This is a genomic window from Propionivibrio pelophilus DSM 12018 (assembly GCF_059569095.1).
Genome location: NZ_JCANUT010000055.1, coordinates 1 through 24,616 on the forward strand (window position 1 = coordinate 1; position 24,616 = coordinate 24,616).

Genomic DNA, 24,616 nt, shown 5'->3' on the forward strand with positions numbered 1-24,616 from the left:
GGACAGACCACGGTTTCAGAGCAGGTCAAGCGATTCCGGATACTTTCGTTTTCTCGGACGACAGACCGCGATTGCAGCCCAGTCTCTCACGTCTGCCACGGGTTGATAACGGCTAGACCAGCAGCCAGGAAGGGGCTTGTGTCGCGGGTGGCGACGGCAAAACCGTTAGCGATGGCGACCGCTGCGATGCAGGCATCAGCCGTCCCGATTGCATTGCCAGCCTTGCGAACCCTCGCCAGGAGTTCGGCATAGGTATTCGTGCAAGCCAGATCGAATGGCAGCACGCGCCCTGCGAACATCGGCAGTACTCTTTTTTCGAGGCCCTCATGCAGCGCTAGTTGGCGCTTCCCGGCTGGCAATAACGCTACGCCAGCGCGCAGTTCGGCCACGGTCATCGCGGACAGGTAGAGTGTTTCCAGGGGTTGTGCGTCTATCCATGCGACGACGTGGGGCTCGGGCGTATGGCGTAGCGGCTCGGAAATTACGTTCGTGTCGAGCAAGATCATTCTTCAAAGCTCGCTGCACGGGCAGGGGCTTTGTCGCGCACGCTTTCGAAGATGGCGAACTCTTCGTCAGTCAGCTTGACCTTGCGACCGATTTCGACCAGCAGTGAACCCAGCTTGATCCGTCCTTGCGGTTTCACGGCGGATTCCAGGATGTCGCGCATTTCGGCCTCGATGCTGCGGCCGTGTTGAGCGGCTCGCACGCGGATGGCTCGATGCACCTCGTCGGGTACATTCCGGACTGTAACAGATGGCATCTTGCAAAACCTCTCGATGAAAGATCTGCTTGCAGATTATCAAAATGCAAGCATTGGCGCAATTTCCCGTAAAAACGCTGACAGGCTACGGTTTCAGAGCAGGTCAAGCGATTTCGGTTCGTCCTGTTTTTTTGGTCGCCCGGATTGTCCCGGTTTTGCGCGTCGGCCGAGCATCGTCGCGATGTGGTCGCTGAAGCGAGTATTCCCCAGGACGTAGTTTCCGTTCGTTGCCTTGCGGATGGCGTCTACCAGGCCGGGCTCCAGCGAATGGCGAAACAGTTCTCTATAAGCGGACTGGCGCGATAGAGGATCGCTGGCGAGCGAGAGGTAGAGGTCATGTGGCACGATAAGGGGATCGCTTTCGCCTTGGGCGTTCGCGCGGTAACTCGACCAGCGGTACTCTGCCGGATGCTCGACCATTCCGGCGCGAACCGGGTTCAGTTCAATGTACCGCTGGCACGCCAGCAGGTAGTCGTCCTCCTGTGTGAGACAAGAGCGGAAGCGGCCTTCCCAGAGGGTGCCGGAGCGCCGATAGTAACGATTCACGTATTGCACGTACCGTTGCCCCAACAATTTCATCAACGCGCCGACGCCATCATTTGACTCGGTGGATACCAGCAGGTGTACATGGTTGGTCATCAGTACGTACGCATGAACGCGGCACCCGGTCTTGCTTGCATATTCGCGCAGCCAGTCCAGATAGAAACGATAGTCTTCGTCGGCGAAAAAGCAGGCCTGGCGGTTGTTGCCGCGCTGGATCAGGTGCATCGGTACGTTTGGAAGTGAGAGACGTGGGCGACGGGGCATGATCGGATCTCGATGACGCTGGCGTAGTAGATTATAAACCGTGGTCTGTCCCCTGTTTTCTGCTATTTTCCCGTGCGTGTTTTCGTGTTCCCTGTTATTTTTGCCCTCCTTGAACTCTCCTGTGCATGGCTGCGATGCCCGATGTGCCTACACGCCCGAATTCGTTGCGGGATCTCTTTTGTACCCTGACTGTGCTGGCCTTGCAGGGCTTTGGCGGCGTCCTTGCCGTGGTGCAGCATGAACTGGTCGTGCGCAAGCGCTGGCTGACGCAGGAGGAGTTCATCGAGGAGTGGGCGGTGGCGCAGGTATTGCCCGGGCCGAATGTCGTCAACCTCTGTCTCATCGTCGGTAGCCGCTATTTCGGCTGGCGTGGTGCTCTGGTGGCGCTGGCCGGGATGTTGTGCGTGCCGACGCTGGTGGTTCTCGCACTGGCGGTCTTGTATGCGCGCTACGGTGCGCATCCGGTGGCCGTCGGCGCGTTGCGCGGGATGGCGGCGGTGGCCGCGGGGTTGATCCTCGCCGCCGGGTTTCGGCTGGCCAGTGCGCTGAAGGGCAATCCGTTGGGGCTGGCGTGGTGTGTCGTTCTCGGCGGCGCCAGTTTTGTTGGCGTCGCGCTGCTTCGTTTTCCGTTGTTCGCCATCCTGCTCGGTCCCGGCGTCGCGGGTTGCCTGCTGGCCTACCGGAAACTCGGGAAAGCGCGACGGTGAGCGCAATCGTGCTCGATTTTACGTGGAGCGACTGGCTTGCGCTGTTCAGCCATTACCTGGCGCTGTCGTTGATGGCGGTCGGGGCGGCGTTCAGCACCTTGCCGGAAATGCACCGCTATCTGGTCGAGCGCCAGGGTTGGCTGACTGACTCGCAATTCACCGCATCGATCACGCTGGCGCAGGCTGCGCCGGGGCCGAACGTGCTGTTCGTGGCGCTGATGGGCTGGAACGTGGGGATCAACGCGGGCGGGTACGGCTCCGCGCTGCTGGGGGCGTTCCTGACGATGAGCGGGATGCTCCTACCGAGCAGCGTGCTCGTCTTTTTTGCTTCGCGCTGGGGGCAGCGCAACCGCGAGCGACGTATCGTGCGCGCCTTCAAGCTGGGAATGGCCCCGGTGGCGATCGCCCTGCTCATCGCTACCGGCTGGATCATGGCACGCGCGCAGGGTAGTTCGATCGAGGCGTGGCCGTTGTGGCTGCTGACGGCGGTGACGACGGTGATCGTCTGGCGCACCCGGATTCACCTGCTGTGGCTGCTCGGCGCCGGGGCGCTGCTGGGGGCGTTGGGGTGGGTGTGAGCGGCGTTCTTCAGTAGTCCTGAAAGAGAAAGTCGAGGGCGGCCGTGATGTGGATGTGTTCTGCCGCCAACGAGGTAATCGGTGTCTTGAGGATTTTTCGGGGGACAGCTGCCATCTTTGGCGTTTCCAGCAGATAGCTCTTGCCTTCTATCTGCAGTACCGGGATTAAACGGGCAGGCAGGGGGATTTTCGGAAAATGCTCCAGGCAACGCAGGGGAATCACCATGCGGCTATCCAGGCCGTCGAGCAGGTCGCTCTGTACGTCGAGAAGGTAGGGGGTCGTCCTGGCGTGTACGCCGGGGTTGGCGTAAACGTCAAATCGGGCCATCAGAAGGTCCTCCACTCGTCCAGGGGCAAGTTGTCGGTTTCTATCGTGGCGTTGTACGCGGCGATGAATTCGGCATGGTCTTCGCGCCAGCGTCGTTGTTGTTCGCACCGCACGAGTTCGCGCAAGTAATCGTCGCACGCCTGTGAGATATTGATGTTCAGGTTTCTGGCCGCGTCGAGGACATCGGCGCTGAGGCTGAGGTTGGTGGCCTTCTTTCGTCCGGCAGACCCTCGGCGGTTGGTGGTGGCATGCAATGCAGGCATCTCTTTTCCCCATGCGCATCTTTGGTGCGCATAGTTTGGCGCGCATTTGATCGCGAGCGACAAAAAAACCGGATGACGTGTTCGCCATCCGGTTTGCCGTGCCGCGCCAGATCAGGCCGTGAGCAATATCCGCTTGAGTTCGATCAGCCCAGCGGAGAGCATCGCCAGATCTTGCGGCGCGTTGCGCTTGAGTTCCTCGACCACGGCGCGGCCGGCATTTACCACCGCTGACTCAAGCGGGCCACGCTGGAGGAGTGCCTGACGCAATGCGCGCAGGTCGCTGGCCTGTTGCGCGCGGGCGCGGGCCTGCCAGCGGTTTCCGGCAGGGAGGTTGGCAATGGCGTTGCCGAGCCAGCCGAGGTCGAGGCTGGTGTCGAGTCCGGCGCAGGCGCTGGCCACCTCGGCGAGCGGCTGGTTGCCGCTGCGCGCGAGATCGACAAGTTCGATGACTCCGACGATGCGTGCCCGGGCGTCGAGCAGGGCGGTGATGGCCTCTATACCTTCCTTGCCGGTTCGCGCTTCGGCGATGGTCTGAGCAAGCGCATCGCGGTAGGCGGCGATCATTTCGGTGATTCCGGCGCACGCACTTTGCGACGCGAGGAGTTGCCGCGTGGCCGCGCTGACCATCTCGCGCGCCGCGATCATCAAGGCCATCTGCTGCGGCGACGGAATCTTCAGGTCGAGCGCCTCGATCTCTTTCCACAACGCCTCGGCGCCGAGCAGTTCGCAGGCGGCGTACCACGCCGAAACGATCTGCTCCAGGTCGGCGCCGGTCTCATCGCCGACCTGCTGGACGAAAGTGGTGCCCATCCGGTTGACCAGGCGGCTGACGATCTGGGTGGTGATGATTTCCCGCCGCAGGGGGTGCGACGGAATCTGCGCAGCGCATTTTTCCGCGACCGCATCGGGGAAGTAGCCGACGAGCAGCGGCTGGAAAGCCGGTGCGTCGGGCAGTGACGAGTCGAGGATGGCCTGCTTCAGATAGATTTTCGTGTAGGCGAGGACAACGGCGATTTCTGGTGCGGTGAGGCCGAGGCCCATCTGAGCGCGCTCGATGAGGTGTTTCTCGTCGGGCAGGAACTCGATGGCCCGGTTGAGTCCGCCCTTGGCTTCGAGGTGGCGGATCCAGTGCCCGTGCGCGTTGAGCAGGTCGCGCCCGTAGGTGGCTTCGAGCGAGACGGCCTGCGTCTGCTGGTAGTTGTCGACCAGCACCCGGCGGCCGACGTCGTCGGTCATCGACGCGAGCAGGGCATCGCGTTGCTTGAGCGTCATGTCGCCGCTCTGCAGCAGGCTGGAGGTCAGGATCTTGATGTTGACCTCGTGGTCGGAGGTGCCGACGCCGGCCGAGTTGTCGAGCGCGTCGGTGTAGATCAGGCCGCCGTTCAGCGCGTACTCGATGCGCGCCTTCTGCGTGAAGCCGAGGTTGCCGCCTTCGCCGACGACCTTGGTGCGCAGGTCGCTGGCGTCGACGCGGATGGCGTCGTTGCCGCGGTCGTTGGCGTCCTGGTGGCTCTGGCTGCTGGCCTTGAAATAGGTGCCGATGCCGCCGTTGTAGAGCAGATCGACCGGCGCCTTGAGGATGGCGCTCATCAGTTCGTTCGGCGTCATCTGCTCGGCATCGACGCCCAGCCGTGCACGAATCTGCGGCGAGAGCGGGATGCTCTTGACGTCACGCCGCCAGATACCGCCGCCTTCGGAAATCAGCGCCTTGTCGTAGTCCTCCCACGACGAGCGCGGCAGGTCGAACAGGCGCTGCCGCTCGGCGAAGCTCTTCGCCGGATCGGGATTCGGGTCGAGGAAGATGTGTCGGTGGTCGAAGGCGGCGACGAGCAGCGTCTGGTCGGAACGCAGCAGGCCATTGCCGAAAACGTCGCCGGACATGTCGCCGATGCCGACCGCGGTGAATGGTTCGCTCTGGGTGTCGCGGCCAAGTTCGCGGAAGTGGCGCTTGACGGCTTCCCACGCGCCGCGGGCGGTGATGCCCATCTTCTTGTGGTCGTAACCGGCCGAGCCGCCGGAGGCGAACGCATCGCCGAGCCAGAAGCCGTACTCGATGGCGATGGCGTTGGCGTAGTCGGAGAAGGTTGCGGTGCCCTTGTCGGCGGCGACAACGAGGTAGGGGTCGTCGCCGTCATGACGGCGCACGTGCTCCGGCGGGACGATCTTGCCGCCGATCAGGTTGTCGGTAACGTCGAGCAGGCCGCGGATGTAGATCTGGTAGCAGGCGATGCCTTCGGCCAGCCAGGCGTCACGCTCGCTCGCGGGCGGCAGGCGTTTGCCGACGAAGCAGCCCTTGGCGCCGAGCGGCACGCCGACGACGTTCTTGACCATCTGCGCCTTGACCAGCGCGAGGCCCTCGGTACGGTAGTCCTCCATGCGGTCGGACCAGCGCAGGCCGCCGCGGGAGACGCTTGATCCGCGCATGTGGATGCCTTCCATGCGCGGGCTGTAGACGAAGATTTCGTAGAGCGGCACCGGCTTGGGCAGGAAGGGAATCAGCTTCGAGGAGATCTTGAACGACAGGTAGTCCTTCGGCTGGCCCTTGGCGTCGGTCAGCCAGGCGTTGGTACGCATGGTGGCGTGGAAGACGGTGCGGTAGCCGGAGAGGATGCGGTCGTCGTCGAGGTTGCTGACTTGCGACAGGGCAGCAGCCAGTTCGCGGTCGACCGCTTCGGCGCATTCGTCGCTGCCGTTCGGGTCGAAGCGGGCGTCGAACAGGTCGGAGAGCAGGCGGGCGATCTGCGGGTGACTGGACAGGCAGCGCTCGATATAGACTTGGCTGAACGGCAGGCCGGCCTGGCGCAGGTAGCGGCCGTAGGCACGCAGGATGGCGACGCGGCGGCCGTCGAGACCGGCGAGCAGAACCAGGCGGTTGAAACCGTCGTTTTCGGCCTCGTTGCGCAGCAGCTTCTCAACGAGTTCGAGGAAGGCGTGGCGGGCGGACTCGTCGTCCAGCGCGTCTGACGCCGGCAGTTGCACGGCGAAGTCGGCGATATGCAACGCTTGTTCGGCGAGCCGGAACGGCTGTTCGGAGAGCACGGTCAGTCCGAGGTTCTCGAAGACCGGCAGAATCGTCGAGAGCGGTCGCGGCTGGCCCTTGAAGAACAGCTTGATGTGCTGGTGCGAACCGTCATCACCGTAGGGGGCGTTGAGCTTGATCTCGATGCGGCCGCTGCGCTCGGCGGCTTCCAGACGCTCCAGGTCGGAGACGGCCGAACTCGGCGGCACCTGGTCCTGATAGGCCAGCGGCAGGGAGGCGCCGTAACGCCGCAGCAGGGCATTGCCCAAGTCCTCCCCGTAATGCTCGACGAGGTTGTGCTGCAGTTCGTCCTGCCAGCCACGGACGATGCGGGCGACGTCTCGCTCGATGGCGTCCTCGTCGTACTCGTTGCAACGCCCGTCGGGGGTGCGGGCGATCAGATGCAGGCGTGCCATGCGCGATTCGCCGACGGTCAGGAAGAAGTCGACGCTTTCGGCCTGCAACGTGTCGCGGATGAGGCCGGTGATGCGCTGCCTTCTCGTCGTGTCGAGCCGGTCGCGCGGGGTGTAGATCAGCGCGGAGACGTAGCGGCACCAGCGGTCGTTGCGCAGGAAGACGCGGACGCGCTGGTGTTCGTGGAGCATGACGATGCCGTGTGCGATGCGCTGCAGGTCGGCGATGTCGATTTCGATCAGTTCGTCGCGCGGGTAGGTTTCGAGGATGTTGCGCAGCGTCTTGTCGTTGTGTCCGCCAGGAACGAAGCCAAAGGCGGCGCGCACCGCCGCGACCTTGCCGCGCACGACGGGAATCTCGCTGGTGGAAATATGGTAGACGTGCGCCGCGTAGAGGCCGACGAAGACGTGCTGGCCGACGATGCGGCCGGCGGTGTCACGTTGCAGGACGCCGATGAAGTCGAGGTAGCCCGAGCGATGGACGATTGAGCGCGCGTCGGCCTTGACCAGGGTCAGCGCCGACGGGAGTTTTTCGACATCGGCGAGCTTGCTGGGGATGCCTGCCCGGCAGTGGCCGAAGCGCGGATGGTCGGCGTGACGCAGCAGACCAAGGCCGCCGTCCGGCGTTCGTGCCAGTTCGTCGCCGCTCACGGCGTAGTGGGCATAGCCGAGGAAGACGAAGTTCTCGCTCGACGTCCAGCGCAGGAAATCGCTGATTTCCGCAGTGTCCTCCGCCGGTTGGGCTGCAAGATCGTTGATCGCCGAGGTGACGCGCTCGCGCATCGCGGCAAAGTCCTCGACCGAGGCGCGGATGTCGGCGAGGACCTGCACGATCTCTTCCTGCAGCGCCTGCTGTTGTTGCGTATCGCCGATCCGGTCGATTTCCAGGTGGATCCACGATTCGTTGCGGGTGCCTGGCGTGCCGCGCGGGGCGCTGCGCAGATGGCGGCCCTGTTCGTCGCGCGCGATGCCGAGAACCGGGTGGAGCAGGCGGTGGATGACCAGCCCCTTGTTGAAGATGACCATGGTGACCGAATCGACGAGGAAGGGCATGTCGTCGGTGACGATGTCGATGACCGTGTGCGGCGAGTGCCAGCCGTGGCGGTCGAAGTCGGGCGTGTAGAGGGCGACGGCGGCTTGGTCCGGGATGCGCGCCTGGCCGAGACGGAAGTGCTGGATGGCGCCGCCGTGCAGTTCTTCGAGACGGGCGTCGCCGAAATTGTCGGCGTCGATGTCGGCGAAATAGCTCGCCAGATGATCGGTCAGCGCGGGGGAAATCTTCTGTCGTTCGGAAATTTCACGAAGGTTCCGCTGGAGGCTGCTGGAGAAATTCGACTCATTGAGCATTCTTGTCTCCTCGCCCGGCGAGATGCCGGCATGGCAAACCGGTGGGTTCGGCCGGGGCGCGTGGTAATTGAAAACAGTGATTAAAAACAGGGATGATTCATAAGCTTCGGTTAAATGACTTCATCAACGATCGTTTATTAAACGTAGCCCATTCTTTGCACGTTTCCAGTCAATGGCAAACGATGTATATTCACCAGATTGTTCTGATTCGGAATATTGGCATGCGCAGAAAAATTCCCGGCACGGATCTCCTCGTTGCCTTCGAAACGGCGGCGAGGCACCAGAGCTTCACGCGTGCCGCCGAGGAGTTGTCCCTGACCCAAAGCGCCGTCTGCCGGAAGATTTCCGCCCTGGAAGATTACCTGGGCGTGCAGTTGTTCAATCGCGTGAAGAAGCGTGTGACGCTTTCCTCGGCCGGGCAGATCTACGCGCGGCAGGTGCGCGAGAACCTGAAGCGGATCGAGCACGATACCCTGTCGCTGATGGCGCACCGCAATGCCGGGCGGGTGCTCGAACTGGCGGTCATCCCGACCTTCGCCAGTCGCTGGCTGATCCCGCGTTTGGCGGATTTCCAGGCGCACAACCCGGAGATCACGCTCGATCTGACGACGCGCAACGAACCGTTCATGTTCATCGATACGCCGTTCGATGCGGCGATCCACTTCGGCGATCCGGTGTGGCCGGGCGCGATTACCGAGTACCTGTTCGGCGAGGAAATGGTGCCGGTGTGCACGCCGCAATTGCTGAAGGGGCGGACGTCGGTGGAGCCTGCCGATCTGGAAAAGATGCCCTTGTTGCACCAGTCGTCGCGCCCTGATGCCTGGCGGGAGTGGTTCGAGCTGGCGGGGCTGTCGAACGTCAATGCCATGGGCGGGTCGCGCTACGAGGTGTTCGCCATGCTCGTCGAGGCGGCGAAGGCGGGCCTCGGCGTCGCGCTGATGCCGCGCTTTTTTGTCCTGAAGGAAATCGCTTCGGGCGAGCTGGTAGTGCCGTGTCCGCAGGTTCTGCACAACCAGCGCAGCTATTACCTCGTGTACCCCGAGGACAAGATGGAGTCCGAGTCGCTGCAGGCTTTTTGTACCTGGCTGCGCGAGCAGGCGAGAATCTACCGGGAGCAGGACGCGCTCTGATCGCGGGGGCTCGCTGCGGATACTGCAAAGAGAAGCCGGACGGGGTGCTCCTGCGGCAGCCCCGTCGCGGCTGAACGCTCCCTTATTTCGGGCGTGATCCGGTCGGGAACGGCCAGGCGCCCGTCGGGTTGAGCGCTGATCTTTTGCCGGGGGCGGCCGCGGTCGATGGGCGCGGGGTTGCATTCGCCGTGGCTGGTGAAGGCGGCTTTTCCTGTGCGGTCTTGGCTTTCTTCGCCGGCGCCTTGGTGGCGGCTTTCACCGACGCTGGCTTGGCGGCTTTGGTTGCCTTGGCTTTGGGGGTGTCGGCTTTCCTGGCTGCCGGCTTTACCGGTGTGGCCTTGGGGGCCGCGGTCTTCTTCACGGCACTTTTGGCGGGGGCAGGGGCTGCGGGTTTCGCTGCCGTGGTTTTGGCGGCGGGCTTCTTGGCTGCGGCGACTTTCTTTGTCGCAGGTTTCGCGGTGGCCGCCTTCGGCGGTGCTGCTTTCTTTTCTACGGGTTTTGCGGGTGCGGCTTTGCTCGCTGGCGCTTTCTTTGTGGCGGTCTTGGATGCCGCAGCCTTCTTTGCTGCCGGCTTGGCCGCAGCGGCTTTCGTCGGGGTGGGCTTGGCGGTTACGGCTTTCGGGGTGGCCGCTTTCTTCACGCCGGGTTTTGCGACCGCAGCCTTGGTTGTGGACGCCTTCGAGGTGCTGCGTTTCTTTGCTGCCGGTTTTTCGTCGGGCGGGGATTTTTTCGCGCTTGTTGCCATATCAACCTCCTTCTGTGTTCGCCTCAGTGTGCGGGTTGTGGGGAGCTGCATGACTTCGGTCCGGGGTGCCCGGGCCATTCAACAGGCGAATGCGGGGCGCATTCGCGCTGACTGAATCCTGAGCAGGCAACGAGCGCTGGTACTTGCTTCCGGCGAGTCGCCAGACACGGCAGATTCTAGTAACCGCGAACGGGCGGAGCAAGGCGGAGCCGGCGTTTTTTTGGTGGCTGCGCGCGATGTGTGGCGAGAACGATACGCTTGCCGGAAAACGACCTGCGTGAATGACGCCGGTCTATGCCGTTGCCGGTGTCCAGCGCGGGGGAATTCCCGGAAGGGAAAGCCGGTGCCACTGGAAAAAGGGCCCCGGGTCGGTCTTGCGCCCGGGGGCAATATCCGAATGTCCCGTCAGTGCTTCGATCGGATAGTGCTGCTGCAATCTCCGGATCATGTCCTGCAGGCATTCGTATTGCACCTCTTCGAAGGGGCGGTCGTCGCATCCTTCGAGTTCGATGCCGATGGAGAAATCGTTGCATCGTTGGCGATCGCGCCAGCACGACACGCCCGCATGCCAGGCCCGTTTGTCGCACGAGACGAATTGAATCGCGTCACCATCCCGGCGGATGAGGAAGTGCGCCGAGACTTTCAGGTGGTTGATGGTGGTGAAGTAGGGATGCGCTGCCGGGTCGAGCGTGTTGGTGAACAGGCGGGCGATGTCGTCGCTGCCGAAGTGCGCAGGCGGGAGGCTGATGGCATGCACCACGATCAGCGAGGGGGGTTCGCCGCCAGTGCGCTCGTCCTGATTGGGTGAGACGATGTGCGGGATTCCGGGAATCCAACCCGCCTCCATTGCGGAAAACGGGGTCATCCCGCGTGCTCCTCGATACCCAGCCGCTCGATACGGTAGCGCAGCGAGCGGAAGGTGATCCCCAGCAGTCGGGCGGCCGCCGTCCTGTTGAAGCCGGTTTTCCCGAGCGCGTCGAGGATGGCTTGGCGTTCGACGCGGTTCAGATGGTCGTCGAGCGTTTCTCCGGGGTGGCCGCTGGGGTCGTCGCCGATCGGGGCGTCGGTGGCGAGTTGTAGATCGTCCGGTGCTATCCGGTCGTCCAGACAGAGTGCCGTGGCCCGTTCGAGAACGTTTTCGAGTTCCCGGACGTTGCCAGGGTAACTGTAGTTGCAGAGCGCCTGCATCGCGTCATCCGAAAGCGTCGGGCTGTGGCCCGTGCAGATGCGGGCGAGCAACGCGTCGACCAGCGGCGGTATGTCTTCCTGTCGTTCGCGCAATGGCGGCATCTTCAGTTCGATGACATTCAGGCGATAGTACAGATCCTGGCGGAAGGAGCCGGCGTCGACGCAGTCCTTGAGCTTGCGGTGCGTGGCCGACACGATGCGCACGTCGACGCTTTCCTCGACGGCGCTGCCGACCTTGCGCACCTTCTTTTCCTGAATCGCGCGCAGCAGCTTGACTTGCATGGCCAGCGGCAGGTCGGCGACCTCGTCGAGAAAGAGCGTGCCGCCGTTGGCCACGTGGAAGAAGCCCTCGCGGTCACTGTCGGCGCCGGTGAAGGCTCCCTTGCGGTAGCCGAAGAACTCGCTTTCCATCAGGTTTTCGGGGATGGCGCCGCAGTTGACCGGGATGAACGGCCCGGTGTGCCGCGAGCTCTGCTGGTGGATGAGCCGTGCCGCCAGCTCCTTGCCGCTTCCCGATTCGCCGGAAATGTAGACCGGCGCCTGGCTGCGCGCGAGCTTGCCGATGGTTTCGCGCACGGCAGCGATCGCCGACGAGGTGCCGATCAGTTGCCCCGATGTCCCCGTTCCTTGGCCGGCCGGACGCTCAGCGGTAGCGGTGGCGGAGGGGAGATTGATCGCGGATTTGATCAGCGTGCGCAGCTGGTCGAGCGCGACCGGCTTGGCCAGATAATCGAACGCGCCGGCCTTGAGGGCGGCGACGGCGTTGTCGGCGCTGCCGAAAGCCGTGATCACCGCCACCGGCGTTTCACCGTAGCGGCTGCCGATCAGGCGAACGATGTCCAGCCCTTCGCCGTCGGGGAGGCGCATGTCGGTCAGGCACAGGCTGTAGCGCTCCTTCTCCAGAAACCGCCGCGCTTCGGCGACACTGCCCGCGCAATCGGCGGAGAGCCCCATCCGGGCGAGAGTCAGGTCAAGCAGTTCGCGGATGTCTTCCTCGTCGTCGACGACCAGAACGCGCGGCAGTTCGCCGCGTCGTCGCTCGTTTTTCTCTGAAATCACTCGATGCTCCTTCCGGAAATGCAGAAGTCGGCGCCGGCCGCCGTGTGGCTCAGGTCCAGGTGCGCGCCGTTGGCGTCGCACAGTTCCCGGGCGATGTAGAGTCCCAGTCCGGTGCCGCGGCTGTGCGTGGTGAAAAATGGTTCGAAGATCTGCTCGCGCAGCGATTCGTCCACCCCCTGGCCATCGTCGATGACATGCAGTTCGACGCGGTCGTCGTGAGCCGCGTCGTTGATCCGGATGCGAATGCTTCCGGTCGCCTTCTGCGAATGGCGCAGCGCGTTGCCGACGAGGTTCCACAGCACCTGCGTGAAGTGCGAGCGATCGAAAAGAAGCGTGCCACGGCCCTCGATGTTCGTGGCGACGAGGCCGTCCGGTGCTTCTTCCTTGAGCATGAATTCCTCGACGAACAGCGGCAGCATCTGCCGCAGGTTGATCTGTTCGCGGTGGGCGCGGTCGCGCCGGCCAAGCTGCAGAACGTCGCTGACGATGTTTTCCACCCGCTGCGCGTTGTCGATGACAATGCGCAGGAGACGTTCCTCGGTCGGGTTGCTCGTTTCTTCGCGCAGCAGTTCGCCGGCATGCTTGATCGACGAAAGCGGGTTGCGGATCTCGTGGGCGATGTTTGCCGTCAGGCGTCCCAGCGCCGCGAGCTTCAGTTGACGGGCCCGCTCCTGGAGCCGGCTCAGATCTTCCAGGAAAACGAGGACGTCGCGCTGCGGGCTGGCGGCATTGACGAAGCGTGCTTGCAACTGCATGCCGCTCGCCGGGGCGCGGACCATGACCGGGTCGGCGTGTTCATGCTCGCACCAGCGACGGAATCCCTGCGCCAATTCCGTCGAGTACGTTTCCAGTTCGCGTCCCGTCGGGTTGCCGAGACCCAGCAGGCGCTCCACGCGCGGATTGCTTTGCTTGATGTGTCCCTGACGATCGAGCACGAGCACGCCATCCTGCATCTCCTCGATGATGTGCTGGCTGATCACGGTCTGGTTCCGCAGTTCCTCGCCGCGCTTGCGCGCCAGTTCCTCGTTGGCGATGACCCGGTTGGCCAACAGGCGGGCGGAAATGGCGACGGCGAAGAAACCGGTGCAGAACAGCCCCGCTTCGAAAAAGTCGACTACTTCGAGATCGCTGGACATGGCGCGCGCCATGTGCTCGCCGAGTATGGCGATCGTGGCGACGGCAGCGTAGAACAATACCAGCCGCCCCTGTCCGACCAGTCCGGCGCCCGCGAGGGAAACCAGCAACATGACGCCCATGCCGCTTTTCAATCCGCCGCCGGTATGGGCGAGGAGGGTCAGCACCATGACATCGGTCACGACCTGCAGGCTGACCTGGCGATTGAAATGATGCCGATGGAAGTGCAGTACCAGGACGGAAACGAGGGCGATGAGGACGTAGACCCCGGTGATTTCAATCTGGAAGGGGTTCTTGTTGAGGCTCAGCAATGAAAAAAACGACGAGCGGGGCAGCGACGAGGCAAACAGCAGGGCGGCGATGCACAGACGGTAAATGCTGAAGTAACGCAGCGACTTCCAGTGGATGTCCGAAAGCTGCATCGGCTTGGTCGCACCGGAAGAATTCATGGCGGATCAATGCCCTCGTGCTTCGTCGGAGCGGAGATGTTCGAGGCAGCAATAATGACGGTTTCCCGAGCGCACGCTTTCGCTGAGCGGCAGGTTGACGCCGCAATGTGCGCACGAAACCATCCTTTCGGGCGGCCGCGCCGCGGGAGGTGGAGGCGTCGATGTGCGCTCCCGGTTCTTGCGCATGATCCAGAGAACGAGGAACAGCAGCGCGAAAAGGAGCAGGTATTTCATGAAGTCGGCGGAGGGTCTGATTCCGCGAAGAATAGCAGAAGGCGTCATCTGCCGGGCCGCGAAATGGCGGTTGCCGCATGTTTCCTGGCAGGCCAGCAAGGACGGCTGAAAACAAAAAAGCCGCATCGCGGCTTTTTGTATGTTGGTCGGGGCGAGAGGATTCGAACCTCCGACTCCTACGTCCCGAACGTAGTACTCTACCAGGCTGAGCTACGCCCCGACCGAAAGCTTGCGGCTGCTAATAAGACCGTGCAACTGCGAAGGCCGACAATTCTAACAAAGATTCCTTGTAAGGGGAAGCGGAAAGAGCATTTATTGATGCAGCGGCACGATCGGCCTCCACCTTGGCCTGCTTTTTCGTGTGCTCCAGCGCGCCGGTGGCATGAATTGCCGCCAGTACGGCAGGGAAGTCATCGCGGCCGCCGTTCTCGATGGCGCTGCGTACGCAGTCGCGTTGTTCAGGCGAGCCGTGGGTCAGCACGTGGATCAGCGGCAACGTCGGCTTGCCTTCGGCGAGGTCGTCGCCGAGATGTTTTCCGGTCTCGCCTTCGGCGCCGGAATAATCGAGTACGTCGTCGATCAGTTGAAAGGCCGTGCCGAGGTGGGTGCCGTAGTCGGCCAGGTACTGTTCAGTTTCCGCGTCGGCGCCGGCGATGATCGCGCCGAGTCGGGAGGCGGCTTCGAACAGCTTGGCCGTCTTGTAGCGGATGACCTGGAGGTAGCGCTCCTGATCGACGTCGGCGTCGTGGCAGTTCATCAGTTGCAGCACTTCTCCCTCGGCGATGACGTTGGTGGCGTCGGAGAGGACGCTCATCACCCGCATGTTGCCGATGTCGACCATCATCTGGAAGGTGCGTGAATAGAGGAAGTCGCCGACGAGCACGCTGGCGGCGTTGCCGAACAGCGCGTTGGCCGTCTCGCGGCCGCGCCGCAGGTCGGATTCGTCGACGACGTCGTCGTGCAGCAGCGTGGAAGTGTGGATCAGTTCGACGATCGCGGCCAGTTCGTGGTGCCGGGTGCCCTGGTAGCCGAGCGCGCCGGCACTGAGCAGCACGAGCGCGGGGCGCAGACGTTTTCCGCCGGCGCTGATGATGTACTCGGCCACCTGTCTGACGAGCGCGACGTCGGAGTGCAGTCGCTGGCGGATCACCGCGTCAACGGCCTGCATGTCGGGACTGATCAGTTTATACAGTTGCTCGAGCTTCAACGCGTGTCACTTTCAAGGAAATCGCGAGATGTTATGGGGCGGCCGAAGTGGCGTCAAGACGACGGTGCGGCCATGTTTCCGAACTCTTTGACTTGGCAGGGGAAATACGTATAATGCGCGGTTCTTCGCTTCACTTTTTTAGTTCTCTGGAGTCCAACATGTACGCGGTCATAAAAACCGGTGGCAAGCAGTATCGCGTTGCCGCTGGCGAAAAACTGAAAATAGAACAGATACCGGCAGAAGTTGGCGCAGAAGTCACGATCGATCAGGTGCTCATGGTCGGCGAGGGCGAGTCCGTGAAAATCGGCGCGCCGCTCGTGGCAGGGGCATCGGTCAAGGCTACTGTGCTTTCGCAAGGCCGTCACGACAAGGTCAAGATCTTCAAGATGCGTCGTCGCAAGCATTACCAGAAGCATCAGGGCCACCGTCAGAACTACACTGAAATCCGCATCGACGGTATTTCGGCCTAACGGAAAGGAAACTGAAACATGGCACACAAAAAAGCAGGCGGCAGTTCCCGTAACGGCCGCGACTCAGAGTCGAAACGCCTCGGCGTCAAGCGCTTCGGCGGTCAACTGGTCCTGGCCGGCAATATCCTGGTCCGTCAGCGCGGTACCCAGTTCCACCCGGGCGTCGGTGTCGGTATCGGCAAGGATCACACCCTGTTTGCGCTGGTCGACGGACACGTCGCTTTCGCGCTCAAGGGTGCAAAGCGTCAACGTACCGTGAGCATCGTTCCTGCGGCAGCCTGAACGGGCGACGGTCGGTCCGCTCCGGCGGCAATGGAAGCCCTATCCTTGCGGTAGGGCTTTTTCGTTTGTAGAGGATATTTCATGAAATTCATCGACGAGGCGAAGATTTACGTCGCCGCCGGCGACGGCGGCAATGGTGTCGTCTCGTTCCGGCGGGAGAAATACGAGCCGGAAGGCGGTCCGGACGGCGGTGATGGCGGGCGTGGCGGCAGCGTGCAGGTGATCGCCGATCGCAACATCAACACGCTGGTCGAATACCGCTACACCCGCAAGTTCATTGCCCCGCGCGGCGAGAATGGCGCGTCTGCCGGCTGTTACGGCAGGGGGGGCAAGGATATCGTTATGCGCGTCCCGGTCGGGACGGTGATTACCGACATCAACTCCCAGCAGGTCGTCGCCGATCTGGCGCATGACGGCCAGACTGTAAAAATCGCCAAGGGCGGCAAGGGCGGCCTTGGCAACATCCATTTCAAGTCGAGCACCAACCGGGCGCCGCGGCAATGCACCAAGGGTGAGCCAGGCGAGGAGCGTGACCTGCGCCTCGAGTTGCGCGTTCTGGCCGATGTCGGCCTGCTTGGCCTGCCGAATGCCGGAAAGAGCACGTTCATCCGTTCCGTTTCCGCGGCGCGTCCGAAGGTGGCTGATTATCCGTTCACCACGATGCACCCGAATCTGGGGGTGGTGCGGGTCAGCGAGAACAAGAGCTTCGTCATCGCCGATGTTCCCGGGCTGATCGAAGGGGCAGCGGAAGGCGCCGGGCTGGGCATCCGCTTCCTGAAGCACCTTTCCCGCACGCGCGTGCTGCTGCATATCGTTGATCTGGCGCCGCTCGATCCCGAGGCCGATCCGGTTCGCGATGCGCATGCCATCGTGGGCGAACTGGAGAAATACAATCCGGAACTGGCGGCCAAGCCCCGCTGGCTGGTGCTCAACAAACTCGACCTGGTCCCCGAAGACGAACGCGACCGCCGCGTTGAGGAGTTTCTTCAGGCCTATGCCGCCCCCGAGGGAACGCCGTGCTTCCGGATCAGCGCCATCAGTGGCGATGGCTGCCGGCCGCTGGTCTATGCCCTGCAGGAGGCGCTGGATACGTTGGCGCCGCTGGAGTTTGCGGTCGAGAGTCCCGTTGACGAGTACTTCCCCGACGATTTGGAAACCGATTGAGTTAAAAATGGCTATGAACACGACACGCATCGCCGAGGCGAAACGACTGGTCATCAAGGTTGGCTCGGCGCTGGTCACCAACAACGGCGAGGGCCTCGACACGGTTGCCATTCGCGAATGGGCGCGGCAGATTGCCGAATTGCGCGAGCAGGGCCGGGAAGTCGTGCTGGTGTCGTCCGGGGCGATCGCCTGCGGCATGCAGCGGCTGGGCTGGGAGAAGCGGCCGAGCGCCGTGCATGACCTGCAGGCGTGCGCCGCGGTCGGGCAGATGGGTCTGGTTCAGGTCTATGAAAGCGCGTTCTCGGCGTACGGGCTGCACACGGCGCAGGTATTGCTGACGCACGAGGATCTGGCCGACCGCAAGCGTTATCTCAACGCGCGTTCGACGCTGACCACCCTGCTGTCGCTCGGTGTGGTGCCGATAATCAATGAAAACGACACGGTGATCACCGACGAAATCAAGTTCGGCGACAACGATACGCTGGGGGCGCTGGTCGCCAACCTGGTCGAGGCCGACTGTCTGGTGATCCTGACCGATCAGCAGGGGCTGTACACGGCCGACCCGCGCAAGGATCCGCAGGCGACGCTGATTTCCGAGGCGCAGGCGGGCGATCCGGCGCTGGAGGCGATGGCCGGAGGGGCCGGCACGCGCATCGGTACCGGCGGCATGATCACCAAGGTAATCGCCGCCAAGCGGGCGGCCAATAGCGGCGCGCACACCGTCATCGCCAGCGGGCGGGAACAGAACGTGATGCCGCGGCTGGTTCGGGGAGAGTCGGTCGGTACGCTGCTGGTTTCGGAAATGCAGACGCTCAACGCGCGAAAGCAGTGGCTGGCGGACCACCTGCAGCTCAACGGCCGCCTGGTGCTCGATGATGGCGCGGTCAAGGCGCTCGGCGAAGGGAAGAGCCTGCTGCCGATCGGCGTCGTCGAAGTGCAGGGGGAATTCGAGCGGGGTGCGGCCGTGGCCTGTGTTTCAGTGCTGGGGCAGGAGGTGGCGCGCGGCCTGATCAACTACGGCAGCAGTGACGCACGGCGGATTGCGCGTCATGCGAGCTGCGAAATCGAGGGTATCCTGGGCTATCTCGACGAGCCCGAAATGATTCATCGCGACAACCTGGTGGTTTGCTGATTCCGGGAAATTGCCCCGGTGAGTCACCGGGGCAATTGGGAGATCAGTAGGGGAACGACCACGGAATCGTCGCGCGGCGGTGCACCGCCATCGGCACGACGCCGAATTCGGCATTCGAAACGTTGTCGAGCAGGTTGCACGCGGCGACTTGCCGCTGGCGCTTCTCGATCATTGCTTGGCGGCTAGCCAGCAGTTCCTTGCGCTCCTCGAACGGAGCGCCTTCGAGCGGGACGACGCTGCCGTTCAGGAAGGCGTCCTTGTCGATCAGGTCGATGCGCCGGTCGGTAAGGCGCATCCACAGCAGATCGCCGCTCATCAGGGTGCCGATGCCGCCGCCCTCGAAGACTTCGGGAACCATGTGACCAACGCAGGCGCCCTTGGTAACGCCTGAGTAGCGGCCGTCGGTGATCATCACCGAGGTGCGTTCTACCACGCCGTGGTGCTTCAGGTACTGGCTCGGCGCAAACATCTCCGGCATGCCGAAGGCTTTCGGCCCCTGTCCGGCGATAACGAAGGCGAATGCCAGCGTGCCGTTGTTGACCATTGCCAATACGTCTTCATCGGCCGGTGCGTTGTTGAACTTGCGGAAGGCGGCCAGCATCTGCGGCGTCAGCTCAGGCATCTTGCAAAGCGTGTCGACCAGGTTGCTCGAGCGCAAGTCGTTCGTGCAGAGCGTCTCGTTCTCGTAATAACGCACCAGGAAAATCTTGCCGTTGAAGCGGTTGTACGAGTCGGTGGACATGCCGGCGACCTTCAGCGTGCAGGACGAGAAGAAGTTGCCGCGCATGATGTCGGTGCCCGAGATGTCGCGGATCGGCTTGATGCGGATTACTGAGCGCTCCTGCGGCAGGGCCGGCGAAACCGCCTCGGGGATGGCGGCGATGCGCTCGCCCCAGGTCTTTCCGGTGACCGTCGGAGCATCCCAGTTCATCGGCACGTCGAGATCCTTGAGTACCTTGTACAGGCTGGTCATGCCGTGATGCAGGCCGGCGCGCGCCTGTTCGGCGAGGACGAAAGTGTCGCGTCCTTCTGTCAGGCTGTGCGCGAAGATGTCCGGGACGGGGTGCGCGTTACGGATTTTCTCGTAATCGAACAGCGAGACATCGAAGCCGGCATGGCGCATCACGCAAGGCATGTGCAGCATCAGGTTGCTCGAACTGCCGGTGGCGTTGTGGATGCGCACCGCGTTGCCGTAGTTGTGCTTGAGAATCTCGCAAACGGCGTATTCCGGCTTGTTTATCATGCGGAACAACTGGTCGACGTTGCGGGCAACCAGCGCAGTCGGGGCTTCATCCACCAGCAGTTCCGATCCTTCCGGCACGAAACCGAGGGCGGAAACCAGCGTCCGTGACGAGTTGCCGGTACCGTTGAAGGCGCAGATGCCGCCCTTGTCGTCGCAGGTGGCGGCGGCGAGTTCGTTGAGGATCGCGTCAGCAGCGGGTTGGTCGATCAGGTGCTGCTCGACGGCGCGGGTAAGCATGCCGAGGAACGCCTCGTCGGACGAGCATTGCAGGATGTAGTGGCAGTTTTCCTCGATGTCGTCGGCGAGTTGCGGGTCGCCGGCGGCGCGGGCGGCGTCCTGGATGTCCTGCAGCTTCTTGCGCGTGCTCTTCGGAATGCTGCCGCCCTTGAGCACGTGCGCCGGGACGAACACCGCCCACACCGGCGCGGTGCCGCGCTCGGGTTCGCGGCGGGCGCGGTCGGCGGCGGCCAGGCCGGAGAGAATCCCGGTCGGCGTCTTGTCGCAGCCGGAGATTACGTACGCGGCGTGATAGCTGTGTCCCTCGAAGTTGATGTTTACCGCCATCGCCGTGTGGTTGCGCGAAGCCAGCGAGTAGCTTTGCCCGATGTTGCTCTGGGCGGTGCCGTCGCAGATGACCGGGATACCGAAGGTGAACGGCACGCCGCCGTTCTGCCAGATGCGTGCCGCGGCGCGCAAAGTATGCTCGTAGTCAAAGAGATGCGCGGGGTGGTCGGCCGACCCCTGGATGATGCTGATGCGCGGCCGGTTCGCCACCAGGCGTTCGACGATCGCCGTTTGTGAAATGTCTCCGAGGCCGAGATAGTCGGCCTCGTCGTGCAGGAAATCGTGCGCACGCTTCAATAACGCCTGGACCGTACAGGGTTCGTTGGCCAGTCCCTGGATACAGGCGCGATACGGGTTCAGTGTCTCGTTGACGAAAAGGTCGGCGAATTCAGGATTGATGGGGGCGGCGGGGGTCATGTGTGCTCCATTCGCAGAGTGGCGGCGCGCCGGAATCGGACGCTGATCGGGCGCTGATTGTAGCGGTTATCGAAGTTCATTGTAATACACTGTTTATAGTTTGTACTACAATTGTGTTGACTTTGTCCCATATGGGGTGACAAACTAAAAAAACAAAAATCATGATTGACCGAGAGAGGAATAGCGAGGGATATGACCAAGACGGATCGACTGACACGCCTGTTCGGCAAGCAGATTGCCCAGGGCGAGTTCGCCCCCGGGTCGGCGCTTCCCTCCGAAAGCGAGTTGTGCGAACGTTTCGACACTTCGCGCAACGTCATGCGCGAGGTCATCAAGGTGTTGTCAACCAAGCGGCTCATCGACGCGCAACGTCATCGCGGTCTGTTCGTCATGCCGTCCGAGCAATGGAACTATCTCGATGCTGACGTGCTGGAGTGGGTGCTCGAGAAAGGGGCGAATCCCTCGCTGGTGCGCTCACTGATCGAAGTGCGCAGCCTGATCGAGCCGACCATCTCGCGTTGGGCTGCGGAGCGGGCGACCGCCGTTGATTTGGTGCAGATCGAAGCGAATTTCAACCGCATGGAGGCCAACCTGGCGAATGTCCAGGTGTTTCAGGAAGCAGACATCCTGTTCCATCGTGCCGTGCTGGTTGCCTCGCACAATCTCGTCATTCAGCAGCTGAGTGACGCGGTTGGTGCTCTTCAGCGGGCTATTTTCGATTTCACGTTCTTGACCGGAGTTCAGCACATGGAACTCACCATCAAGGAACATCACGATCTTTTTGACGCTATCCGGCGCAAGAATCCGGAAGCGGCTGAGGAAGCCTCTCTACGCATGGTGACCCGCACGGCCAGCCGGGCGATTGCCGGTCTTGAGAGGGCAGAAGGAGCTGGTAGCTGATTTTCGTTGGTCCAGTGGTTTGTTTATTCATTACGAGGAGTCACAAATGAAATCATTTGCATTGAAGAAGCTGTTGGTGGTTGGGGCGGTAGGACTGTTCTCGGCGGGCAGCGCCCTTGCGGCGATCAGCGGCAAGGTGGGCCACGCGATGCCGGACAGTCATCCGCAAGCAGCGGCGATGAACAAGTTCGTCGAACTGGTGGGCAAATACACCAACAACAACGTGCAACTGAAGGCGTTCCACAGCGCGGTGCTGGGCAGCGACGAAAAGCAGCTGCAAGGGGTCCAGGCCGGCACGCAAGAGTTCTACATCGGCACGCTCGCGCCGCTGTCCACCCGAATCAAGGAAGTCCAAGTCTGGGACCTGCCCTTCATGTTCGAAAACACCAAGGAAGTGTACGCCCTGCTCGACGGCGAATCCTCCAAGAAAATCTTCCAGAAGCTCGACGGCACCGGCCTGCACGGCCTGATGTGGACCGGCATGGGCTTCCGCAACCTCTCCAACAGCAAGCGCCCGGTCACCAAGCTTGACGACATCAGCGGTCTCAAGATCCGCGTCATGGCCAACCCCGTGGCGCTGGACACCTGGAAGACCATTGGCGCCAACGCCGTCCCGATGGCCTTCGCCGAAGTGTTCACCGCGCTCGAGATCAAGGCCATCGACGGCCAGGAAAACCCCCTCGTGCACATGTGGTCGAATAAGATGCAGGAAGTGCAGAAATTCATCTCCCTGACCAACCACGTCTACACCCCGGTTGCGCTCGTCGTCTCCACGAAATTCTGGGACAAGCTCGGTGACGCCGACAAGGCCGGCATCCAGAAAGCGGCTGACGAAGCCAAGCTCCTGCAACGCCAGCTGCTCGACGAAGGCGACAAGGACGTGATCGGCAAATTCGAACAAGCCGGCGTCAAGGTTAACGAAATCGCCCCGGCTGAACTCGCCAAGATCCAGGAAAAGGTCAAGCCGGTCGTTACCAAGTTCGCCCCGCAGATCGGTGAAGAGTTCATCAAGGGCTTCTACGCCGAAATCGACAAAGTTCGCGCAGGCAAGTAAGACGCAGTAAAACGCCCCTCTCCTGCCCAGCAGGTGCCTCGGCCCCTTGGGTGGGGAGGTGGCCGGTTCTCTTTCCCCGTATCTGACATCCCGTACGCGCCCTCGCGGGGCTGCGCACGGCCACAGGACACACCACAATGGGACGACTCCTCGACCAGCTCTCCGCCGGCTTCATCCGGCTGCTCGAAGTCATCATGGTGCTCATGATGATCGGCATGCTCATCCTCGTCGGCGTTAACGTCTTCCTGCGCATCGCTGCCAACAGCGGCATCGACTTCGCCGAAGAAATTCCGCGCTTCATGTTCATCTGGCTCACCTTCTGCGGCGCCGTCGTCGCCATGAAGTCCAACACCCACATCAACGTCAACATGTTCGTGCACATGGTCAAGCGGCCGGTGCAGAAACTCTTCTACGGCATCACCCAGGCCCTCGTGCTCGTCTGCGGCATCTACATCACCTACGGCACCGTCATGCTGCACGACATCATCTACGAGAACGCCTCGCCGGTGCTGCAGATCAGCACCCTCTGGGTCTACGGCGTCACCTACATCGCCGGTCCCGCGCTGACGCTCATCGCGTTCGCCAACCTCCTTCGCCTCGCCCTCGGCCGGGTCACCGACAAGGAGCTCGCCGAAACCCACGACGAAGACCCCGAAGAACTCGCCGCGCGCGAACTGGAAAAGGTCGGCCTGGAGATGGCCGCCGAAGAAGAAGCGGCCCGTGCCCACGCCGGAGAAAAGAAATGACCCTCATCATCTACGTTTCCGCACTGCTCTTCTTCGTCATCATCGGCACGCCGATCTCCTTTGCCCTGCTCGGCTGTGCACTCGCCCTGATGCTCCACCTCGGCATGACCGACCCGCAGATCATCGTCCAGAACATGTGGGACGGCGCCAACAGCTTCCCGCTGCTCGCCGTGCCCTTCTTCATGCTCGCCGGCGAACTGATGAACGCCGGCGGCATGACCCGGCGCATCATCAAGCTCGCCATGGCCTGGGTCGGGCACATCAAGGGCGGTCTCGGCTACGTCGCCGTCATCGCCTCGGTGATCATGGCCTCGCTGTCCGGCTCGGCGGTGGCGGATACCGCCGCGCTGGCCGCCATCCTCCTGCCGATGATGAAAAGCGCCGGCTACAACCTCCCGCGCTCCGGCGGCCTGATCGCCTCGGGCGGCGTCATCGCCCCGGTCATACCGCCCTCGATCGGCATGATCCTCCTCGGCGTTTCCGGGCAGGTCTCCATCGCCAAGCTCTTCCTCGCCGGCATCGTCCCCGGCATCCTGATGGGCGCCGCGATCATGACCACCTGGTACGTCATCGCCCGCAAGGACGACGTCGTCGTCGAACCGCGCATCCCGCTCAAGCAACGTCTGATCGAAACCCGCAACTCCTTCTGGGCGCTGCTCCTGCCGGTGATCATCATCGGCGGGCTGAAGACCGGCTTCTTCACCCCGACCGAAGCCGCGGTCATTGCCGCCTGGTACTCGCTGGTGGTCGGCCTGTTCATCTACCGCGAGATCAGCATCAAGGACCTCTACGGCCTGTTCCTCGCCGCGGCCAAGACCACGGCCATCGTCCTCTTCCTGGTCGCCGCAGCGTCCGTCTCGGCCTGGCTGGTCACCGCGGTGAACATCCCGCAGCAACTCGGCGAAGTGCTCACCCCGTTCATGGACAACAAGATCCTGCTGATGGCGGTGCTGATGCTCCTCGGGCTGGTGATGGGCTGCGTGCTCGACTTCACGCCGAGCATCCTGATCATGACCCCGGTGCTGATCCCGATCGTCAAGGCGGCGGGGATCGACCCGGTGTATTTCGGGGTGATGTACATCCTCAACCAGTGTCTGGGACTGCTGACGCCGCCGGTGGGCGCGGTGCTGAACGTGATCAGCACGGTCGGGAAGATGCCGATGGCCCGGGTGGTGTGGGGCGTCTGGCCGTTCCTCCTGGCCGAGACCGGGGTGATGATCCTCCTGATTCTCGTCCCCGACATCGTCCTCGTCCCGCTTCAGTGGATGACCCGGTA

The 24,616-nt window shown here is 62.7% G+C and carries 24 protein-coding genes and 1 tRNA gene; 12 read left to right on the plus strand and 13 right to left on the minus strand.

Annotated features, from left to right (window positions below; translation table 11 throughout):
- Window positions 1-86 precede the first annotated feature (86 nt).
- The 3 genes from BO74_RS17075 to BO74_RS17085 all read right to left on the minus strand — a co-directional run bounded on the left by BO74_RS17075 (window position 87) and on the right by BO74_RS17085 (window position 1,528).
- On the minus strand, window positions 87-506 hold the full coding sequence (locus BO74_RS17075) for a type II toxin-antitoxin system VapC family toxin (RefSeq protein ID WP_496443944.1): 420 nt from the start codon (window positions 504-506) through the stop codon (window positions 87-89).
- The gene (locus BO74_RS17080) at window positions 503-760 is read right to left on the minus strand and encodes a FitA-like ribbon-helix-helix domain-containing protein (RefSeq protein ID WP_496443946.1); all 258 of its coding nucleotides are present in this window, start codon (window positions 758-760) and stop codon (window positions 503-505) included. The genes BO74_RS17075 and BO74_RS17080 overlap by 4 nt, the downstream gene beginning before the upstream one ends.
- Before the next feature lie 93 nt (window positions 761-853).
- Complete coding sequence (locus BO74_RS17085) at window positions 854-1,528, minus strand: transposase (RefSeq protein ID WP_496443948.1); 675 nt, start codon at window positions 1,526-1,528, stop codon at window positions 854-856.
- Window positions 1,529-1,701: 173 nt separating this feature from the next.
- Between BO74_RS17085 and BO74_RS17090 the strand changes: the two genes are divergently transcribed.
- A complete protein-coding gene (locus tag BO74_RS17090; protein ID WP_496443950.1) occupies window positions 1,702-2,274 on the plus strand; it encodes a chromate transporter in 573 nt (190 codons plus the stop codon).
- An 8-nt stretch (window positions 2,275-2,282) separates the two neighbouring features.
- A complete protein-coding gene (locus BO74_RS17095; RefSeq protein ID WP_496443952.1) occupies window positions 2,283-2,852 on the plus strand; it encodes a chromate transporter in 570 nt (189 codons plus the stop codon).
- Window positions 2,853-2,862: 10 nt separating this feature from the next.
- Here BO74_RS17095 and BO74_RS17100 read toward each other — a convergent pair whose 3' ends face one another.
- From BO74_RS17100 to BO74_RS17110, 3 genes are all read right to left on the minus strand, one after another.
- A complete protein-coding gene (locus BO74_RS17100) occupies window positions 2,863-3,180 on the minus strand; it encodes a CcdB family protein (protein WP_496443954.1) in 318 nt (105 codons plus the stop codon).
- The gene (locus tag BO74_RS17105; RefSeq protein WP_496443955.1) at window positions 3,180-3,443 is read right to left on the minus strand and encodes a type II toxin-antitoxin system CcdA family antitoxin; all 264 of its coding nucleotides are present in this window, start codon (window positions 3,441-3,443) and stop codon (window positions 3,180-3,182) included. Before BO74_RS17105 ends, BO74_RS17100 begins: the two co-directional genes overlap by 1 nt.
- Before the next feature lie 111 nt (window positions 3,444-3,554).
- Entirely contained in the window at window positions 3,555-8,222 is a 4,668-nt protein-coding gene (locus BO74_RS17110) for an NAD-glutamate dehydrogenase (RefSeq protein ID WP_496443957.1), read from the minus strand.
- 221 nt (window positions 8,223-8,443) lie between these two features.
- On the opposite strand from BO74_RS17110, the gene BO74_RS17115 reads away from it, so the two are divergent.
- The gene (locus tag BO74_RS17115; protein WP_496443959.1) at window positions 8,444-9,352 is read left to right on the plus strand and encodes a LysR family transcriptional regulator; all 909 of its coding nucleotides are present in this window, start codon (window positions 8,444-8,446) and stop codon (window positions 9,350-9,352) included.
- Window positions 9,353-9,480: 128 nt separating this feature from the next.
- Window positions 9,481-10,212, plus strand: coding sequence for a hypothetical protein (locus BO74_RS17120; protein ID WP_496443961.1), 732 nt, complete (start codon window positions 9,481-9,483; stop codon window positions 10,210-10,212).
- 177 nt (window positions 10,213-10,389) lie between these two features.
- On the opposite strand, the gene ampD is transcribed toward BO74_RS17120, so the two are convergent.
- From ampD to ispB, 6 genes are all read right to left on the minus strand, one after another.
- Entirely contained in the window at window positions 10,390-10,944 is a 555-nt protein-coding gene (ampD, locus tag BO74_RS17125) for a 1,6-anhydro-N-acetylmuramyl-L-alanine amidase AmpD (protein WP_496443979.1), read from the minus strand.
- A gap of 14 nt (window positions 10,945-10,958) precedes the next feature.
- Window positions 10,959-12,341 carry a sigma-54-dependent transcriptional regulator gene (locus BO74_RS17130; protein ID WP_496443981.1) on the minus strand — a complete coding sequence of 461 codons (1,383 nt, stop codon included), beginning with the start codon at window positions 12,339-12,341 and terminating at the stop codon, window positions 10,959-10,961.
- Entirely contained in the window at window positions 12,341-13,927 is a 1,587-nt protein-coding gene (locus BO74_RS17135) for a two-component system sensor histidine kinase NtrB (RefSeq protein ID WP_496443963.1), read from the minus strand. Before BO74_RS17135 ends, BO74_RS17130 begins: the two co-directional genes overlap by 1 nt.
- Before the next feature lie 6 nt (window positions 13,928-13,933).
- Complete coding sequence (locus BO74_RS17140) at window positions 13,934-14,161, minus strand: PP0621 family protein (RefSeq protein WP_496443965.1); 228 nt, start codon at window positions 14,159-14,161, stop codon at window positions 13,934-13,936.
- A 143-nt stretch (window positions 14,162-14,304) separates the two neighbouring features.
- A tRNA-Pro gene (locus BO74_RS17145) sits at window positions 14,305-14,381 on the minus strand.
- An 18-nt stretch (window positions 14,382-14,399) separates the two neighbouring features.
- A complete protein-coding gene (ispB, locus tag BO74_RS17150; protein WP_496443967.1) occupies window positions 14,400-15,368 on the minus strand; it encodes an octaprenyl diphosphate synthase in 969 nt (322 codons plus the stop codon).
- A gap of 158 nt (window positions 15,369-15,526) precedes the next feature.
- On the opposite strand from ispB, the gene rplU reads away from it, so the two are divergent.
- From rplU to proB, 4 genes are all read left to right on the plus strand, one after another.
- Window positions 15,527-15,838: a 50S ribosomal protein L21 gene (rplU, locus tag BO74_RS17155; protein WP_305075399.1), complete on the plus strand. Its 312-nt coding sequence runs from the start codon at window positions 15,527-15,529 to the stop codon at window positions 15,836-15,838.
- Between the two features lie 18 nt (window positions 15,839-15,856).
- Entirely contained in the window at window positions 15,857-16,120 is a 264-nt protein-coding gene (rpmA, locus tag BO74_RS17160) for a 50S ribosomal protein L27 (RefSeq protein ID WP_496443969.1), read from the plus strand.
- An 81-nt stretch (window positions 16,121-16,201) separates the two neighbouring features.
- Window positions 16,202-17,284, plus strand: coding sequence for an Obg family GTPase CgtA (gene cgtA / locus BO74_RS17165; RefSeq protein WP_496443971.1), 1,083 nt, complete (start codon window positions 16,202-16,204; stop codon window positions 17,282-17,284).
- A 13-nt stretch (window positions 17,285-17,297) separates the two neighbouring features.
- Window positions 17,298-18,416, plus strand: a complete 1,119-nt coding sequence (gene proB / locus BO74_RS17170) for a glutamate 5-kinase (RefSeq protein ID WP_496443983.1) — start codon at window positions 17,298-17,300, stop codon at window positions 18,414-18,416.
- A gap of 43 nt (window positions 18,417-18,459) precedes the next feature.
- Here the strand turns inward: proB and BO74_RS17175 are convergent, their stop codons facing one another.
- The gene (locus BO74_RS17175; RefSeq protein ID WP_496443973.1) at window positions 18,460-20,640 is read right to left on the minus strand and encodes a dihydroxy-acid dehydratase domain-containing protein; all 2,181 of its coding nucleotides are present in this window, start codon (window positions 20,638-20,640) and stop codon (window positions 18,460-18,462) included.
- Window positions 20,641-20,832: 192 nt separating this feature from the next.
- Between BO74_RS17175 and BO74_RS17180 the strand changes: the two genes are divergently transcribed.
- The 4 genes from BO74_RS17180 to BO74_RS17195 all read left to right on the plus strand — a co-directional run.
- Complete coding sequence (locus BO74_RS17180) at window positions 20,833-21,540, plus strand: FadR/GntR family transcriptional regulator (RefSeq protein WP_496443975.1); 708 nt, start codon at window positions 20,833-20,835, stop codon at window positions 21,538-21,540.
- A gap of 46 nt (window positions 21,541-21,586) precedes the next feature.
- Window positions 21,587-22,594 carry a TRAP transporter substrate-binding protein gene (locus BO74_RS17185; RefSeq protein WP_496443977.1) on the plus strand — a complete coding sequence of 336 codons (1,008 nt, stop codon included), beginning with the start codon at window positions 21,587-21,589 and terminating at the stop codon, window positions 22,592-22,594.
- Between the two features lie 137 nt (window positions 22,595-22,731).
- Window positions 22,732-23,340 (plus strand): TRAP transporter small permease, encoded by a 609-nt coding sequence (locus BO74_RS17190; RefSeq protein WP_496442923.1) that lies wholly within the window; start codon window positions 22,732-22,734, stop codon window positions 23,338-23,340.
- On the plus strand, window positions 23,337-24,616 hold a 1,280-nt coding region (locus BO74_RS17195), incomplete at its 3' end, for a TRAP transporter large permease (protein ID WP_496442924.1). The genes BO74_RS17190 and BO74_RS17195, both read left to right, overlap by 4 nt.